14 protein-coding genes are annotated in these 16,726 nt (G+C 65.4%); 9 read left to right on the plus strand and 5 right to left on the minus strand.

What is annotated here, in order from left to right; all coding sequences use genetic code 11:
- Positions 1-38 precede the first annotated feature (38 nt).
- The 5 genes from ACVIHF_RS08565 (at position 39) to ACVIHF_RS08585 (ending at position 5,905) form a co-directional block, all read left to right on the plus strand.
- Positions 39-2,354: a bifunctional salicylyl-CoA 5-hydroxylase/oxidoreductase gene (locus tag ACVIHF_RS08565; protein ID WP_253609438.1), complete on the plus strand. Its 2,316-nt coding sequence runs from the start codon at positions 39-41 to the stop codon at positions 2,352-2,354.
- On the plus strand, positions 2,351-3,130 hold the full coding sequence (locus ACVIHF_RS08570; RefSeq protein ID WP_253609437.1) for an SDR family NAD(P)-dependent oxidoreductase: 780 nt from the start codon (positions 2,351-2,353) through the stop codon (positions 3,128-3,130). The genes ACVIHF_RS08565 and ACVIHF_RS08570 overlap by 4 nt, the downstream gene beginning before the upstream one ends.
- Positions 3,131-3,141: 11 nt before the next feature.
- A complete protein-coding gene (locus ACVIHF_RS08575) occupies positions 3,142-3,981 on the plus strand; it encodes an enoyl-CoA hydratase family protein (protein WP_193375388.1) in 840 nt (279 codons plus the stop codon).
- A gap of 1 nt (position 3,982) precedes the next feature.
- Positions 3,983-4,378: a RidA family protein gene (locus ACVIHF_RS08580; RefSeq protein WP_253609436.1), complete on the plus strand. Its 396-nt coding sequence runs from the start codon at positions 3,983-3,985 to the stop codon at positions 4,376-4,378.
- A gap of 285 nt (positions 4,379-4,663) precedes the next feature.
- Complete coding sequence (locus tag ACVIHF_RS08585) at positions 4,664-5,905, plus strand: flavin-dependent oxidoreductase (protein ID WP_253609435.1); 1,242 nt, start codon at positions 4,664-4,666, stop codon at positions 5,903-5,905.
- A gap of 134 nt (positions 5,906-6,039) precedes the next feature.
- Here ACVIHF_RS08585 and ACVIHF_RS08590 read toward each other — a convergent pair whose 3' ends face one another.
- Together ACVIHF_RS08590 and ACVIHF_RS08595 are read right to left on the minus strand one after the other, a co-directional pair.
- On the minus strand, positions 6,040-6,492 hold the full coding sequence (locus tag ACVIHF_RS08590; protein ID WP_026192554.1) for a cupin domain-containing protein: 453 nt from the start codon (positions 6,490-6,492) through the stop codon (positions 6,040-6,042).
- Between the two features lie 81 nt (positions 6,493-6,573).
- Positions 6,574-7,740: an ABC transporter substrate-binding protein gene (locus ACVIHF_RS08595; protein WP_253609434.1), complete on the minus strand. Its 1,167-nt coding sequence runs from the start codon at positions 7,738-7,740 to the stop codon at positions 6,574-6,576.
- A gap of 294 nt (positions 7,741-8,034) precedes the next feature.
- Between ACVIHF_RS08595 and ACVIHF_RS08600 the strand changes: the two genes are divergently transcribed.
- The 3 genes from ACVIHF_RS08600 (at position 8,035) to ACVIHF_RS08610 (ending at position 11,150) form a co-directional block, all read left to right on the plus strand.
- The gene (locus ACVIHF_RS08600) at positions 8,035-8,529 is read left to right on the plus strand and encodes a MarR family winged helix-turn-helix transcriptional regulator (protein ID WP_016845834.1); all 495 of its coding nucleotides are present in this window, start codon (positions 8,035-8,037) and stop codon (positions 8,527-8,529) included.
- Positions 8,530-8,533: 4 nt separating this feature from the next.
- The gene (locus ACVIHF_RS08605; protein ID WP_141339868.1) at positions 8,534-9,349 is read left to right on the plus strand and encodes an alpha/beta hydrolase; all 816 of its coding nucleotides are present in this window, start codon (positions 8,534-8,536) and stop codon (positions 9,347-9,349) included.
- A 157-nt stretch (positions 9,350-9,506) separates the two neighbouring features.
- Positions 9,507-11,150 carry a benzoate-CoA ligase family protein gene (locus ACVIHF_RS08610; protein WP_253609433.1) on the plus strand — a complete coding sequence of 548 codons (1,644 nt, stop codon included), beginning with the start codon at positions 9,507-9,509 and terminating at the stop codon, positions 11,148-11,150.
- Between the two features lie 45 nt (positions 11,151-11,195).
- Here the strand turns inward: ACVIHF_RS08610 and ACVIHF_RS08615 are convergent, their stop codons facing one another.
- Positions 11,196-12,809, minus strand: coding sequence for a DHA2 family efflux MFS transporter permease subunit (locus ACVIHF_RS08615; RefSeq protein ID WP_375166970.1), 1,614 nt, complete (start codon positions 12,807-12,809; stop codon positions 11,196-11,198).
- 8 nt (positions 12,810-12,817) lie between these two features.
- Positions 12,818-14,002 (minus strand): HlyD family secretion protein, encoded by a 1,185-nt coding sequence (locus tag ACVIHF_RS08620; RefSeq protein ID WP_253609432.1) that lies wholly within the window; start codon positions 14,000-14,002, stop codon positions 12,818-12,820.
- 156 nt (positions 14,003-14,158) lie between these two features.
- Between ACVIHF_RS08620 and ACVIHF_RS08625 the strand changes: the two genes are divergently transcribed.
- Positions 14,159-14,863 carry a TetR/AcrR family transcriptional regulator gene (locus tag ACVIHF_RS08625; RefSeq protein WP_456791896.1) on the plus strand — a complete coding sequence of 235 codons (705 nt, stop codon included), beginning with the start codon at positions 14,159-14,161 and terminating at the stop codon, positions 14,861-14,863.
- 9 nt (positions 14,864-14,872) lie between these two features.
- Here ACVIHF_RS08625 and ACVIHF_RS08630 read toward each other — a convergent pair whose 3' ends face one another.
- Positions 14,873-16,630, minus strand: coding sequence for an ATP-binding protein (locus tag ACVIHF_RS08630; protein ID WP_307720409.1), 1,758 nt, complete (start codon positions 16,628-16,630; stop codon positions 14,873-14,875).
- Between the last annotated feature and the right edge of the window lie 96 nt (positions 16,631-16,726).

Here is a 16,726-nt window from a genome sequence, read left to right on the forward strand (position 1 = left end):
CCGCACCCCCAACCCGCCGAAGCCAACGGGAGAACGCCATGCGTATCGTTTGCATTGGAGGCGGGCCGGCCGGGCTTTATTTCGGCATCCTGATGAAGATGCTGGATTCCGCGCACGTCATTTCGGTGGTCGAGCGCAACCGGCCCTACGACACCTTCGGCTTCGGCGTGGTGTTCTCGGATGCGACCATGGACAACATGCGCAAATGGGATCCGGTCACCGCTGACACGATCGAGCAGGCCTTCAACCACTGGGACGACATCGAGGTCCTGATCAAGGGCCGGCGCATGCGCACCACCGGCCACGGCTTCGTCGGCATCGGCCGCAAGCGGCTGCTCAACATCCTGCAGGCGCGCGCCGAGGAGCTCGGCGTCGAATTGATCTTCGAACGCGAGGTGAATTCCGATCTCGAGTTTCCCGACGCCGACCTGATCGTGGCATGCGACGGCGTCAATTCGAAGGTGCGCGTCAAATATGCCGAGGCCTTCCAGCCCGACATGCTGATGCGGCCGAACCGCTATATCTGGCTCGGCACCAACCGTCCGTTCGACGCCTTCACCTTCGACTTCCGCAAGACTGAGCACGGCTGGTTCCAGGCGCACATCTACAAGTTCGAGGAGGGCGCGGCGACCTTCATCGTCGAGACCACCGAGGAGGCCTATCTCGCCCACGGTCTCGACAAGATGGAGCAGGACGACTCCATAGCGTTCTGCGAGAACGTGTTCGCGGAAATCCTCGAGGGGCATCATCTGGTCTCCAACGCGCGGCATCTGCGCGGCTCGGCCTGGCTGTCGTTTCCCAGGCTGATCTGCGGCAAATGGACCGCGTTCAACGGCAACAGCCATGTCGTGCTGATGGGCGACGCCGCCCACACCGCGCATTTCGCGATCGGATCGGGAACCAAGCTCGCGCTGGAGGATGCGATCGAGCTGACCAACCAGTTCAAGATCCACGGCGCGACGCGGGACAGCATTCCCGCGGTGCTCAAGGCTTACGAGGAGCTGCGCCGGGTCGACGTGGCACGGATCCAGAACGCCGCGCGCAACGCGATGGAATGGTTCGAGGTGGTCGGCTCGCGCTATGCCGACACGCTGGAGCCGGAGCAGTTCATGTATTCGCTGCTGACCCGCTCGCAGCGCATCAGCCACGAGAACCTGCGGCTGCGCGACAAGACATGGCTCGAGGGCTATGAGCGCTGGTTCGCGGAGCGCAGCGGCGTGGCCGCGACCAACGACCGCGTCACGCCGCCGATGCTGACGCCATTCCAGATCCGCGGCCTGTCGCTTCATAACCGCATCATCGTCTCGCCGATGGCGATGTATTCGGCGGAGGAGGGCGTGCCGACCGACTTCCATCTGGTGCATTTCGGCTCCCGCGCGCTCGGCGGTGCCGGCCTTCTGTTTACGGAGATGACCTGCGTGTCGCCGGAAGCGCGGATCACGCCCGGCTGCTGCGGCCTCTGGAACGACGCGCAGGCGGCGGCCTACAAGCGCATCGTCGACTTCGTGCATCAGAATTCGCAAGCCAGGATCGGCATCCAGCTCGGCCATGCCGGCCGCAAGGGCTCAACGCGCGTCGCCTGGGAAGGCATGGACGAAGCGCTGCCGGACCACAACTGGCCGCTGGTGTCGGCTTCGTCAGTGCCTTATCTGCCCGACGGCCAGATTCCGGAGCCGATGAGCCGCGCCGAGATGGACGAGGTGCGCGAGCAGTTCGTCGCCGCAGCCAGGCGCGGTGCGGCCGCCGGCTTCGATATCCTGGAGCTGCACTGCGCTCACGGCTATCTACTGTCGAGCTTCCTCTCGCCGCTGACCAACCGCCGCACCGACGACTATGGCGGATCGATCGAGAACCGCGCGCGTTATCCGCTGGAGGTGTTCCGCGCCGTCCGCGCGGTGTGGCCGGAGGACAAGCCGATGTCGGTCCGCCTGTCTTGTCACGACTGGGCCGAGGGCGGCAACACGCCCGAGGATGCACTGGCCTTCGCGAAGCTGTTCAAGGAGGCGGGAGCCGACCTGATCGACTGCTCCTCGGGGCAGGTCTGGGCCGACGACCATCCGGTCTATGGCCGGCTCTACCAGACCCCATTCGCCGACAAGATCCGCAACGAGGTCGGCATCGCGACCATCGCGGTCGGCGCGATCTCGGAGGCGGATCACGCCAACTCGATCATCGCCGCCGGCCGCGCCGATCTCTGCGCCATCGCGCGGCCGCATCTCGCCGACCCCGCCTGGACGCTGCATGAGGCCGCGAAGATCGGCGTCAAGCAGGTCGCCTGGCCGAAGCAGTACCTGTCGGGCAAGTCGCAATATGAAGCCAATCTCGAACGCGCGGCTGCGGGAGTGAAGGCATGATGAGGTTCTGGCCCAACGCACATGCGCTGGTGACCGGTGCCGGTTCCGGCATCGGCGCCGCGACGGCGATCGCTCTCGCAAAAGCCGGCGTGCGCGTCAGCATCGCCGGGCGGCGGATCGACGCGCTGAAGGCGACGGCGGCATCGCTCGACAAGCAGGTTGGCGCCGTGGTTTCGATCGACGTGACCGATCAAGCTGCGGTGACCAAGGGTGTCGCGCAGATCGAGGCTGAGGCGGGGCCGATCGATATTCTCGTCAACAATGCCGGCAAGGCCGGAAGTGCGCCGTTCGACAAGACGGATGCGGCGCTGTGGGCGGACATGCTGGCGAGCAATCTCTCCAGCGTGTTCCTGGTGACGCATGCGGTGTTGCCGGGCATGGCGCAACGCGGCCGCGGCCGCGTGATCAACGTCGCCTCGACCGCGGGTCTCACTGGCTATGCCTACGTCTCGGCCTATGTCGCGGCCAAGCACGGCGTCATCGGCCTCACGCGCTCGCTGGCGCTGGAATATGCACGGCGCGGCGTCACCGTGAATGCGGTCTGCCCCGGCTACACCGATACGCCGCTGGTGGCGGATGCCGCCGCTAACATCGTCGCCAAGACCGGCCGCAGCGAACAGGAAGCGCGCGCAGCGTTGGCAAAAGTCAATCCGATGCAGCGGCTGGTGACGCCGGAGGAGGTCGCCGACGCCATCCTCTGGCTTGCCGCCGAGGGCGCATCGTCAATCAACGGACAAGCCGTCGCGGTCGCCGGCGGCGAAGTCTTTACCGGGTGAAGGAACACGTCATGTCCGAGATGAAAGCAAAGCTCCGGCCGTTCAAGGATTATCCCGCCAAGCACTTCCGCTGGCAGGTCGATGCGAGCGGCCGTGTCGCGACCATCACGCTGAACCGGCCGGACAAGAAGAATCCGCTGACTTTCGAGTCCTATGAGGAGCTGCGCGATCTCTTCACCAATCTCAAATATGCCTCCGATGTCCGCGCGATCGTGCTGACCGGCGCCGAGGGTAATTTCTGCTCCGGCGGCGATGTGTTCGAGATCATCGAGCCGTTGACGCGGATGGCGATGCCGGACCTGCTGGCCTTCACGCGGATGACCGGCGAGGTCGTGCGGGCGATGCGCAAATGCCCGCAGATCATCGTCGCCGCGATCGACGGCATTTGCGCCGGGGCCGGTGCGATGCTGGCGCTGGCGTCCGATTTGCGGCTGGCGACGCCGCAGGCCAAGACCGCGTTCCTGTTCACCCGCGTCGGCCTAGCCGGTGCCGACATGGGCGCGTGCGGACTGCTGCCGCGCGTGATCGGGCAGGGGCATGCGGCCGATCTGCTCTACACCGGGCGTGCGATGAGCGCCGAGGAAGGGTTTGCGTGGGGCTTCCACAACCGTCTGGTGCCGCCGGCCGAGCTCGCCGGTGCCGCGCAAGAACTGGCGCGCTCGCTCGCCGATGGACCGTGGTTCGCGCATGGCGTGACGAAAACGATGTTCAACCAGGAATGGGCGATGGGCGTCGACGAGATGATCGAGTCGGAAGCGCAGGCGCAGGCGATCTGCATGGTCACCGGCGATTTCCGCCGCGCCTTCGAGGCGTTCGCCGCAAAGCAGAAACCGGCCTTCGAGGGCAATTGAGATGATCGAGATCCTGCAACCCCAGGGATGGGCCAAGCCGATCGGCTACGCCAACGGCATCGCCGCGCGCGGCAAACAGCTCTTCATCGCCGGCCAGATCGGCTGGAACGGACAATGCGTGTTCGAGACCGACGATCTCGTCGCGCAGATCGGCCAGACCTTGCGCAACATCGTCGCGGTCGCCGCCGCCGGCGGCGCCGGGCCGGAGCACATCGTGTCGATGACCTGGTACTTGCTCGACCGCAAGGAATATTCCGCGCGGCTGAAGGAGATCGGCACGGTCTATCGCGACATCATCGGCCGGCGCTTTCCGGCGATGACCGCGATCCAGGTTGCCGGCCTGATCGAGGATCGCGCCAAGGTGGAAATCCAGGCGATTGCGGTGGTGCCGGATTGAGGGCGACGCAGTTCCGCCAATCCCGTCATCCTGAGGAGCCGCGAAGCGGCGTCTCGAAGGATGCACGGCCCGGCTGGTGGCCGTCTACCCTTCGAGGCTCGCTGCGCGAGCGCCTCAGGGTGACGGAGATGGATCGGAGTACGCTGAAGCAATGATAAGCCTAAGCCCAATCGTCGCGGGCCCGCCCAAGTCCCAGACGACAAACCCGCTTGCGGGCGGGGCGAGCGGGCATGCGACCTTAGGCCAAAGCGTAAAAGCGTCCTGTTGTGAGTGGAGGTGAGGACGATGAAGGCGATTATCGTCGGAGGCGGAATCGGAGGCCTCACCACTGCGCTGATGCTGCGCTCGCGCGGCATCGCTTGCGAGCTGTACGAGCAGTCCGAGACGATCCGCGAGCTCGGCGTCGGCATCAACACATTGCCCCATGCGATCCGCGAGCTGGCGGGGCTTGGTTTGCTCGACAAGCTCGACGAGGTGGCGATCCGCACCTATGAGCTGTTCTATCTGACGCGACATGGCCAGCAGGTCTGGCACGAGAAGCGCGGGCTCGATGCCGGCCACGACGTGCCGCAATTCTCGATCCATCGCGGCCGCCTGCAAAGCGTGATCCATCAGGCCGTGATCGACCGGCTCGGCGCGGATGCGATCCACACCGGCTGCCGGCTCGGCTCCTTCACCCAGGACGAGGGCGGCGTCTCGGCCTATTTCTTCGACCGCAGCGGCGCCCATGTGCGCACCGCGCGCGGCGACATTCTGATCGGCGCCGACGGCATCCACTCGAAGGTGCGGCAGACGCTGTTTCCGGACGAGGGCGGGCCGTGCTGGAACGGCCTGATGCTGTGGCGCGGCGCGACCGACTGGCCGGCGTTCCTGACCGGGCGCTCGATGATCATCGCCGGCGGCCTGAACGCCAAGGCCGTGATCTATCCGATCGCGGCGGGCTCGAGCCCCGCGAGCCGCCTCACCAACTGGGCGGTGCTGGTGCGGATCGGCGACGGCACCTCGCCGCCGCCGCGCCGCGAGGGCTGGTCCAATCTCGGCCGGCGCGACGAGATGATGCCCTATGTCACTGGTTTCACGATCCCGCAGGTCGACTTCGCCGGCCTGATCAACGCGACGCCTGAGTTCTGGGAGTATCCGTGCTGCGACCGCGATCCCTTGCCGTATTGGTCGAGCGGCCGGGTCACGCTGCTCGGCGACGCCGCGCATCCGATGTATCCGGTCGGCTCGAACGGCGCATCGCAGGCGATCCTCGATGCGCGCTGCCTGGCCGACCTGCTGGCGCGGGCGGAGCATCCGCGCCACGCGCTGGCGGCCTATGAGCGGCAGCGGCTGCCGATGACCGCCGACATCGTTGCCTCCAACCGCCGCGGCGGGCCGGAAGGCGTGATCGACGCCGTCGAACAGCTCGCGCCGCAGGGCTTTACCGACGTCGACACCATCCTCAATTACGAGGCGCGCGAGGCGATCGTCCGCGGCTATGCCGCCAAGGCCGGCTTTGCCGCGCGCGTGGTGGCGCGGCAATAGGTCCTTTGCAGGAGGAGACGTCCGGCAGGCCATCTCCACACCGTCATTGCGAGGAGCAAAGCGACGAAGCAATCCATCGTTCCGCGATCGCGGAAATATGGATTGCTTCGCTTCGCTCGCAATGACGGAATAAGCTACGCCGGCGGCGGCGGCAGGAAGTGGATGTTGTGCTCGGCGGCGAGCCGCACCACGTCATCCGGGTTCTGCTCCTTCATGTTGTGGATCGCCCAGAACAGGTCGTAGAGCCTCCGCGTCGGCGACACCCAGAACAGCGTCTTGGCCGGCTGCTGCGACTTGTTGAAGATGCCGTGCGGCTTGCCCATCGGCAGGCGAACCAGATCGCCAGGAGTTGCGGATTCGTCGGCGCCGTCGAGCATGAAGTCGAGCTTGCCCTCGAGGATGTAGAGGTACTCGTCCTGGTCGGGGTGGATATGCGGAGGAACGAAGGTGCCCGGCGGGAAGGTGGCGTGCCAGGAGAATGAATGCTCGGTGCGGCTCTTCGGGACGTAGGTCTGGCCAAGGATGCTCCAGGAAATGCCCTGGATGCCTTCATTGGCGCGGGTGATGCCGGCGATCTCGTCTTTCATCGTCATGTCTCTTGATCTCCATTTGACGCGTTTTCTTCACGCGAACCGATACCCATTTCGCTCGAAAACGCTTTGAGTGCCTTACTTTGCCGCGCAGTCCTTGGCGTAGCGATCGCCATAATTCGAAAACACCTTCTCGACGATCTCGGTCTGGAATTTGCCGTCCGGCCGTTTCGCGACCTTGGTGAGATAGAAATCCTGGATCGGATAGCCGTTGTTGCTGAACTTGAAGTTACCGCGCAGCGAGGTGAAGTCGGCCTTTTTCAGCGCCGCCGCGACCGCGTCCTTGTTGGAGAGGTCGCCCTTTGTGGCCTTGACCGCGCTGTCGATCAACAGCGCCGCGTCATAGGCCTGCATGGCGTAGGTGCCGGGCACGCCGTTGTAGGCCGCCTCATAGGCGGCGACGAACTTCTTGCTCTGGGGATTGTCGAGGTTCGGGGCCCAGTTCGCCCCGCCGAACATGCCGACCGCTGCGTCCTGCTGCGCGGGCAGGGTGGATTCGTCGACGGTGAAGGCGGAGAGCACCGGCACGGTGGCGCCAGCCTGCTTGTACTGCTTCACGAGATTAACGCCCATGCCGCCCGGCATGAAGGTGAACAGCGCGTCCGGCTTCAGCGCGGCGATCTTGGAGAGTTCGGGCTGGAAATCCAGCGTGTTCAGCGGCGTGTAGGATTCCTCGACGACCTCGCCCTTGTAGTCGAGCTTGAAGCCGGCGACGGAGTCGCGGCCGGCCTGATAGTTCGGCACCAGCAGGTAGACGCGCTTGTAGCCGCGGTCCTGCGCCACCTTGCCGAGGATCTCGTGCACCTGGTCGTTCTGGTACGACGTCACATAGAAGAACGGGTTGCACTCCTTGCCGGCGTAGCTGGAGGGACCAGCGTTCGGACTGATCAGGAAGGTCTTGCTGTCGGTGACCGGGCGGTGGATCGCCTGCAGGATGTTGGAGAAGATCGGGCCGACCACGAAGTCGACCTTGTCGCGCTCGAGCAGGCCACGCACCTTGACCACCGCGACGTCGGGCTTCAGTTCGTCGTCGGCGTTGACGATCTCGACATCGCGGCCGGCCATCTTGCCGCCGAGGTCCTTGATCGCGAGCGCAAAGCCGTCGCGGACCTGCTGGCCGAGCGCCGCGGCCGGGCCGGAGGTCGTGACCAGCACGCCGATCTTGATCTTCTCCTCCGCGGTCGCCGGGGTGACGGCGACACCCAGCAGCGCCGCCAATCCCGCGAGCTTCATCAATTGTTTCATGTCTCTCCCCCGACCACTGCTTTTGATGTTTCGGCTTCAGCCCAATTGGCCGCAGCTTAGTCTGACGCGCGCGACCGCTGCAAGCGATGCGGCATTGCGTCAGGATGATCGCCGCGGACCATGCAGGCGTAGCACATGCAAGCGCCGCGCCAATTGCTTGAAGTTTAAAGAAATTGCAGGATTGCCCAGACGGATCAGGCACGATTCGCAATTGTCCTTGCGGGGCGCCGCGAATTGCTTGAAGCTCAAAGCAATTGGTCCGACCGGAACCCGCCGCGGAGGCACGATCGCCGCATGATCCTCGATTCCGAAACCAAAGCCGTCGAACTGCCCGACGACCACGGCACCGAGCTCAGGCTGTGGCTGCGCCTCCTGACCTGCACCACGCTGATCGAAGGCGAGGTGCGCAGCCGGCTGCGCGAGAAGTTCGACGTCACGCTGCCGCGCTTCGACCTGATGGCCCAACTCGACAAGGTATCCGACGGCATGACGCTGTCGGACCTGTCGAAGCGGATGATGGTATCCAACGGCAACGTCACCGGGCTGGTCGAGCGCCTGGTTGAATCAGGCCATCTCGATCGCCGCACCTCGGAGACGGACCGCCGCGTGCAGTTCATCCGGCTCACAAAGCTCGGCCGCGCCGAATTCCGCAAGATGGCCGCCGAGCACGAGAAGTGGATCGCCGATATCTTCGGCGACCTCTCGCCGAAGGATATCCGCGAACTTATGCGGCTGCTCGCCAAGGCCAAGGGCTCGGCGCAGCGCTCCGCCAAGGCAAGGAGCGCTTAAAGCCGTGACCGAGGTCGATTACGAGGTCGAATACAACAACCGGGCGCGGGTGCCGGAAAATCCGGCGCTGATGGCCGGCTGGGCGAGGGACTCCGCGGCCTATCGCGAGCAGCATCCGCCGCGGCGGCTGACCTATGGTCCGGGCAGCCGCAACGTCATCGACCTGTTCGAAGGCGATCGTGACGGCCCGCTCGTGGTCTTCATCCATGGCGGCTACTGGCAGGCGCTCGACGGCTCGTCATCGAGCCACTGCGCGCGAGGGCTCAATGGCCACGGCATCGGCGTCGCGGTGCCGAGCTACGATCTCTGTCCCAATGTCACGGTCGGCGACATCATCGGCGAGATGCGTGCGGCGTGCCGCGAACTGGCCAGACTCGGCCGGCCGCTGGTCGTGTCGGGACACTCCGCAGGCGGACATCTTGCCGCATGCATGCTCGCGACCGATTGGCCGGCCTATGATGGGTCGCTGCCGAAGGACCTGGTCAGGGCTGCTTACGCGATCTCCGGCCTGTTCGAGCTTGAGCCATTGGTCGGCACCTCCATCAACAAGGCGCTTGGCCTCGACCGCGCCGCAGCACGTGCGGCGAGCCCGCTGTCCTGGACGCCGCCTGCGGGCGCGACGCTCGATGCCGTCGTCGGCGGCGCCGAGAGCGCGGAATATCACCGGCAGAGCCGGACCATCGTCGATGTCTGGGGCAAAGCGGGCGTCGCAACGCGGTTCGGCGTTGTGCCGGACGCCAATCATTTCACCGCGATCGCGCCGCTCGCCGACCCGGGCTCGGCGATGGTCGCGCGGCTGAAGCAGCTTACGCAAATCTGAGGTTCTGAAGGATCGGCCGGCGATTGCCGCGCGATTTCCACCCTTGCGCCAAACTATTTTAAGTATAAAATGATTGGCGATTGGAACGCTGCGGGGCGTCCTTGTTCTTCTCGATATTGGTCTTGGCCTTTCTGGATGGAAAGCGAGGGGCAATCGAATGTCAGGTGAATTTCCCGGGCTCGGCCCATCCGGGCATGTCGACGATTTCGCACGGCGCAACCTGCCGCCATCAGCGCAATGGCCGCAGCTGCTGCTCGACCGGCCGGAGTTTCAATATCCGGATTATCTCAACGCCGCGGTCGAGCTGACCGACCGCATCGTCGAGCAGGGGATGGGCGATCGCATCGCGCTGATCGGCAATGGCCGTCAGCGCACCTACAAGGAACTGACCGATTGGTCGAACCGCCTGGCGCACGCGCTGGTGGAGAATTACGGCGTCAAGCCCGGCAATCGCGTGCTGATCCGCTCGGGCAACAACCCGGCGCTGGTCGCGGCCTGGCTCGCTGCGACCAAGGCCGGTGCCGTCGTCGTCAACACCATGCCGATGCTGCGCGCCGGCGAATTGGCCAAGATCGTCGACAAGGCCGAGATCTCGCTGGCGCTAACCGACAGCCGCATCGCGGATGAACTGGTGGCCTGCGCCAAGACCAGCAAATTCCTCAAGCAGGTCGTCAATTTCGACGGCACGCAGAACCACGACGCCGAGCTCGACCGGATCGCGCTGAACAAGCCGGTCAAGTTCGATGCGGTGAAGACCGGCCGCGACGACGTCGCGCTGCTGGGCTTCACGTCGGGCACGACGGGCGAGCCCAAGGCGACCATGCACTTCCACCGCGATCTCCTGATCGTTGCCGACGGCTATGCGAAGGAAGTGCTCAAGGTCACACCCGACGACGTGTTCGTCGGCTCGCCGCCGCTTGCGTTCACATTCGGCCTCGGCGGGCTCGCGATCTTCCCGCTGCGCTTCGGCGCCACCGCGACGCTGCTGGAGAACGCGGCGCCGAGCGAGATGATCCGGATCATCGAAACCTACAAGGCGACGATCTGCTTCACCGCGCCGACCGCCTATCGCGCGATGATGGCCGCGATGGACAAGGGCGCCGATCTGTCGTCGCTGCGGCTCGCCGTCTCGGCCGGCGAGACGCTGCCGGCGCCGGTGTTCGAGAGCTGGACCAGGAAGACCGGCAAGCCGATCCTCGACGGCATCGGCAGCACTGAACTGCTGCACATCTTCATCACCAACCGCACCGGCAGCGCCGTCGGCGGCACCACGGGCACGCCTGTCACCGGCTACGAGGCGAAGATCGTCGACGAAGACATGAACGAGCTGCCGGCGGGCCAGGTCGGCAAGCTGGCGGTTCGCGGTCCGACCGGCTGCCGCTATCTCGCCGACTCCCGGCAGACCAAATATGTCCGCGACGGCTGGAACATCACCGGCGATGCCTTCGTCAGGGACGAGAACGGCCGGCTGTCCTTCGTGGCACGGGCCGACGACATGATCATCTCGGCGGGCTACAACATCGCCGGTCCCGAGGTGGAGGCCGCGCTGCTCGGCCATCCCGATGTCGCGGAGTGCGCCGTGATCGGCGCACCCGACGAGGAGCGGGGGCAGATCGTCTCGGCGTTCATCGTGCTGAAGCAGGGCGCGCGCTGCGACGAGGTCGAGGTCAAGCTGCTGCAGGATCACGTCAAGGCGACGATCGCGCCGTACAAATATCCCCGCGCGATCGCCTTCGTCGAGGCGCTGCCGAAGACCCAGACCGGGAAGATCCAGCGCTTCAAGCTGCGCGAGGCAAGCTGACAAGTAAAAGGGGAGGGCGACGGCCCGCGGCCGCCGCCCGACAGATCAATGCGCCGCGTCGCCGCCGGCCGCGTTCTTCGGCTTTCCGGTCAAGAGGATCGCGATCGCGGCGAACACCAGCACGATGCCGATCACGGCAAAGGTGTCGCTGAAACCAAGCACCAGGGCCTGGCGCTTCACGATATTGCCGAGCGCCACGATCGCCTGGTGGTGCGCGGTCGCCGGATCGGAGATGCCGTGGCTGAGGAAGTAATTGGTCACCTCGGCGATCCGGGTGCGCACTTCCTCGCGGCCGAGGTCGACCGACTGGCCGATGATGTTGGAGTGGAACTGCTCGCGCTTGGTGACGATGGTGGCGAGCAGGGCCGTGCCGATCGCGCCGCCGAGATTGCGCATCATGTTGGAGATGCCGGAGGCCGCCGCGGCATCCTGCGGCGCGACACTGCCGAGGCTGACCGCCGACAGCGGGGCCAGCATGATCGCCTGGCCGATCGCGCGGACGATGTTCGGGACGAAGAACTGGTCGCCGGAGTAATCGAGCGACATCGCGATGTTCATGAAGGAGGAGACCGCGAACAGGATCATGCCGGTGAAGGCGATGAAGCGCGGATCGAAGCGCTGCATCAGCTTCGGCACCAGCGGGATCAGGATCAGCTGCGGCAGGCCGGTCCAGGCCAGCACCTGGCCGATCTGCTCGGCGTTGTAGCGCTGCACCTGGCCGAGATAGGCCGGCAGCAGGTACACCGAGCCGAACAGCGCGAAGCCGACGAACACCGCCGAGATGGTGCCGAAGCCGAAGCTGCGCTGGGTCAGGAGGCGCAGCCGGATCAGCGGCTTCTCGACGACGAGCTCGATCCAGACGAACAGAGTGAGGCTGACCGCTGCGATCACCGCGAGCTTGACGATGAAGGGCGAGCCGAACCAGTCGTTCTTGTTGCCTTCCTCGAGCACGGCCTGCAGCGACGACAGGCCGATCGCCATCGTGGCGATGCCGAGCCAGTCGCCCTCGCGCAGCAGATGCAACTGCATCGGCTGGCGTTCCAGCGTGAAGTAGAGCGTGATGACCATCACCGCGGTCGGGATCACGTTGACGAAGAAGATGGTCTGCCAGCCGTAATTCTCGGTGAGGTAGCCGCCGATGGTCGGGCCGATCGCGGGGGCGAAGGTCACGGCGAGCGCGAACATGGCAAGGCCGACCGGCTGCTGGGCCTTCGGCAGCTTGGTGAAGACCAGCGTGAAGGCCATCGGGATCAGCACGCCGCCGAAGAAACCCTGCAAGCCGCGCATCGCGATCATCGAGGGCAGGTCGTGGGTGAAGGCACAGGCGACCGAGAAGATCGCGAACAGGGTGGCGAAGCCGATGATGATCTTGCGGAAGGAAAACACCCGGCTGAGATAGTCGGTCAGCGGGATCACCACGATCTCGCCGATCAGATAGGAGGTCGAGATCCAGGAGCCGTTGTCGACGCCGGTTCCGATGCCGCCCTCGATGTTGAGCAGCGAGGCGTTGGTGATCTGGATGTTGAGGATCGCCATGAAGGCGCCGATCATGGCGGCGACAATGGAAATCCAGACCGCCATGCTGGCGCGGTTGGGATCGGCCGCTACAGCTGCCGCGCGGGGCGCAGCAGCCGGGGACGAGAGCGCGAGATCGGACATGACATCACCTATTTGAAGGAGGCGACAGCGAGCTTGGGAGAGGCGCCGGAGCGCGGCGCCTCGCCAGGTTGCGACAAGGTTGCGATGGTCGGGATGACCGACATGCCGGGCCGCAATTCGACCGCCGTCGCGTCGAGTGCGATCTTCACCGGAATGCGCTGCACCACCTTGGTGAAGTTGCCGGTCGCATTGTCTGGCGGCAGCAGCGCGAATTCCTGGCCGCTGGCGGGCGCGAGACTGTCGACATGGCCGCGCACCACCTGTCCCGGGAACATGTCGACGGCGATCTCGACCGGCTGACCCTTGCGGACATTGGTGAGCTGCGTCTCCTTGTAGTTCGCGATGACATAGGCGCCGGCGGCGGGCACCAGCGACATCAGCTGGGTGCCGGCCTGGACGAACTGGCCGGTGCGCAGGGTGCGGTTGCCGACCACGCCGTCGATCGGGGCTGATATGGTGGTGTAGCCGAGGTTCAACTCGGCCTGATGCTGGAGCGCGGTCGCCCGCGCCTGCGCCGCGACCGCCTGGGCAATGTCGGCCTTGAGCAGCTCCACCTGGCGGAGCGCGGAGGCGAGGTTCGCGGTATCGCGGGCGACAGCGGCCTGTGCGCTGGCGTAGCGCGACTGCGCCTGCTGCGCGTTCTGCACGCTGCCGAAGCCGGTGCCGGCGAGGTCGGTGTAGCGCTTGTTCTCCTGCTCGGCGAAGGTCTGCGTCGCGGTGTCCACGGCGAGCGTCGCGCGGGCCGCTTCGATCACGGACTGCTGCACATCGAGCTGCGCATGCTTGCTGGCGATCGCGGCTTCGGCGGCGTCGACGTCGGCCTTGGCCTGATCCAGCGCGACCCTGAAATCGCGATCGTCGATCCGCGCCAGCATCTGGCCGGCGCGCACATGCTCGTTGTCGCCGACCAGCACCGCGCTGAGATAGCCGGAGACTTTTGGCGCGATCGTCGTGTTATCGGCCTTCACATAGGCGTCGTCGGTCGAGACCTGGAAGCGGCCGACCGTCCAGTAGTCCCAGCCGTACCAGGCTCCGCCCGAAAGGACGGCGAGCGCCGCGCCGGCCAGCAGCAGGCGGCGAAGCCTGCCCTTGGCGGCGGGCGGCCTGGCGGCCTCCGGATTTGCGATCAATTGCCTGGCGGTCTCGGCCGGAACCTGGCTTTCGGCCTTGAATGATGTCTCATGCTGGCTCATGGGCGGCGCTCCTGATCCGTCTATCCCGCTGGAAAATCTTGCAAATTTCGGTCGATGCCCGCGGGATTAATTAGGAAACTTGATGTTTTCCAAAATAGAGCCCATATTGGGAGTGTCAATAGAATGACATGCATCATTTAAAAGCATGGCTCGCGGATGAACCGGAATGGCAAGGATCAGACTGAGCAAGGCGCGCCGGCGCGGCGCGGCCGGGGGCGGCCGCAGCTGCGTTCCGACGACGAGACGCGCGCGCTGATCTATGACGCCGCGCGGCGCGAGTTCTCCGAGCGCGGCTTTGCTGCGGCCAACATCGCCGACGTGGCCTGCCGCGCCGGCGTCTCCACCAAGACACTCTATCGGCTGATCCCGACCAAGCTGGCGCTGTTCGAGGGCACGGTGACGGACCGGATGGACCGATTCATATCCGCCGTAAATCTCGGCGCCTGCGACGGCCGCGATATCGCGGCGGCACTGGAGGCCGCACTCTCGACCTGTGGCGAGCTGATACTCGATGCCGAGGTTATCGCGCTTCAGCGCATCATCCTGGCCGACAGCGACAAATTTCCCGACATCGCCGAGATGTTCTACGAGAAGGCGATGCAGCGGACGCTTGGCGCGCTGGCTGCATGGCTGGGCGTGCAGCAGCGGCGGGGACGGATCGCGGTGGACGACGCGCAGGCCGCTGCGGGCATGCTGCTCGGCATGCTCGTGTTCCAGCCGCAACGCGACGTGATGTACGGCCACAGGCCGCCGCCGTCGCGGGCGCAGATCGAGGCCCGCGCCAAGGCCTGCGCGGCACTGTTCTTGTCCGGATGCGCGGTGCCGGCCGACCAGATCAAGAAGCAGAACGGAGACGCGTGACGCCCCGCCTCACTTGCCCATTGCCGCCGCCGGCGGCTGGGCCAGCACCTGCCGGATCATCCGCGCGAGATCGGATTTGCGGTAGGGCTTCGGCAGCAGCGTTACATCCGGGTCGAGACGGCCGTGGTGGATGATCGCGTCCTCGGTGTAGCCGGAGGTGAAGAGCACGCGCACCGAGGGCAGTTTGGCGATCACGGCGTCGGCGACCTGCCGGCCATTCATGCCGCCGGACATGATGACGTCGGTGAACAGCACGTCGCAGACGAACCCGTTGTCGACCGCAGCCAATGCTTCCGGGCCGTTGGCGGTGACCATGGTGTGATAGCCAAGTTGCTCGAGCTGGGCGCTGACGTAATTGCGCACCAGCGGATCGTCCTCGACGACCAGGATGGATTCATTGCCGCCGCGCGTGTCGACCGGAGGAGGCGGCTCGACGTCGATCATGTCGCCGCTGCTGCGCGGCAGATAGAGCTTGATCGAGGTGCCGTGGCCCTCTTCGGAATAGATCTTGAGGTGTCCGTTGGACTGCTTGATGAAGCCGTACACCATGCTGAGCCCGAGGCCGGTGCCCTTGCCGGTGTCCTTGGTGGTGAAGAATGGCTCGAACACCTTGTCGCGGATCCCCGCCGGGATGCCCCCGCCGGTGTCGCTGACCGCGACCATCACATATTCACCCGCCCGCACATCGGGGTTGGCGACGGCATAAACCTCGTCGAGGATGACGTTGCTGGTCTCCAGCATCAGCTTGCCGCCATCGGGCATCGCATCGCGGGCATTGACCGCGAGATTGAGCAGCGCGGTCGCCATGTGGTTCGGATCGATGAAGGCCGACCAGGCATCGGGCTCGAGCGCGGTATCGATCTCGATCTGCTCGCCAAGCGAGGGGCGCAGCAGCCGCGCGGTGTCCTGCACCAGCGTGTTGAGATTCGCTTCACGCGGTTGCAGCGGCTGCAGCCGCGAGAAGGCCAGCAGGTGCTTGGTCACTTCTGCACCGCGAAACGCCGCATCGGTGATCATCTTGGCGACAGACGACAGCGCGGGATCATGTTCAACGGCTTCCGCGAGGATGTCGATCAGGCCGGTGATGACGGTCAGGATATTGTTGAAGTCGTGGGCGATGCCGCCGGAGAGGTGCCCGACGGCCTCCATTTTCTGCACCTGGCGGAGCTTTTGCTCGGCTTCGAGCTGTTCGCGGGCGGCCTCGACCTCGCGGGCGCGCATGAAGATTTCCGCTTCCATCTGCTCGGTGCGCTCGCGCAGCCGGTCGGTCAGCTGGTCCTGCTCGGCACCGCGCTGCTTCAGCTGGATGAAGCTGGTGACGTCTTCGACCCGATGGATGATGTAGGTGAACTGCCCGTTCGGCCCCAGCACCGGCGTATTGCGCGGGCTCCAGTAGCGTTCCTCGAAGCCGCCGCCCTCCGACTCGGGCTTGCGGATATCGTATTTCTGCACCGTCATGGTGTCGGGGCGGCGGAACTGGACCACGCGCTCGAGCGAGGCGCGCAGGTTCCGCACGCCGTCGGCGGTCGGATCGTCCGGATTGTCGGGAAACACCTCGAACAGCCCGCGCCCGAGGATCGCGGCGCGCTCGGTCTTGGTGGCGCGCAGATACGCGTCGCTCACTGCCACGATGCGGAAGTCGGGCTGCGTCAGCACCAGATAAAGGCCGGGCGCCGCCTCGAATAACGCCTTGAAGTCGGGCGTCGGCGGGGACTGGTTCTGCAGTTCAACCTCCCTCGCAGGGTGCGGTCCGCCGGGTGACCGCAGTCAAGATGTGACATGCGTTTCGCGGAACTTCAATGCCTAACATACGGCACCACCTCGATTTTCTGGCTCGATCGGGCGTTGCAACGTCGCCCGGGC

Source organism: Bradyrhizobium sp. USDA 4506 (assembly GCF_054058795.1).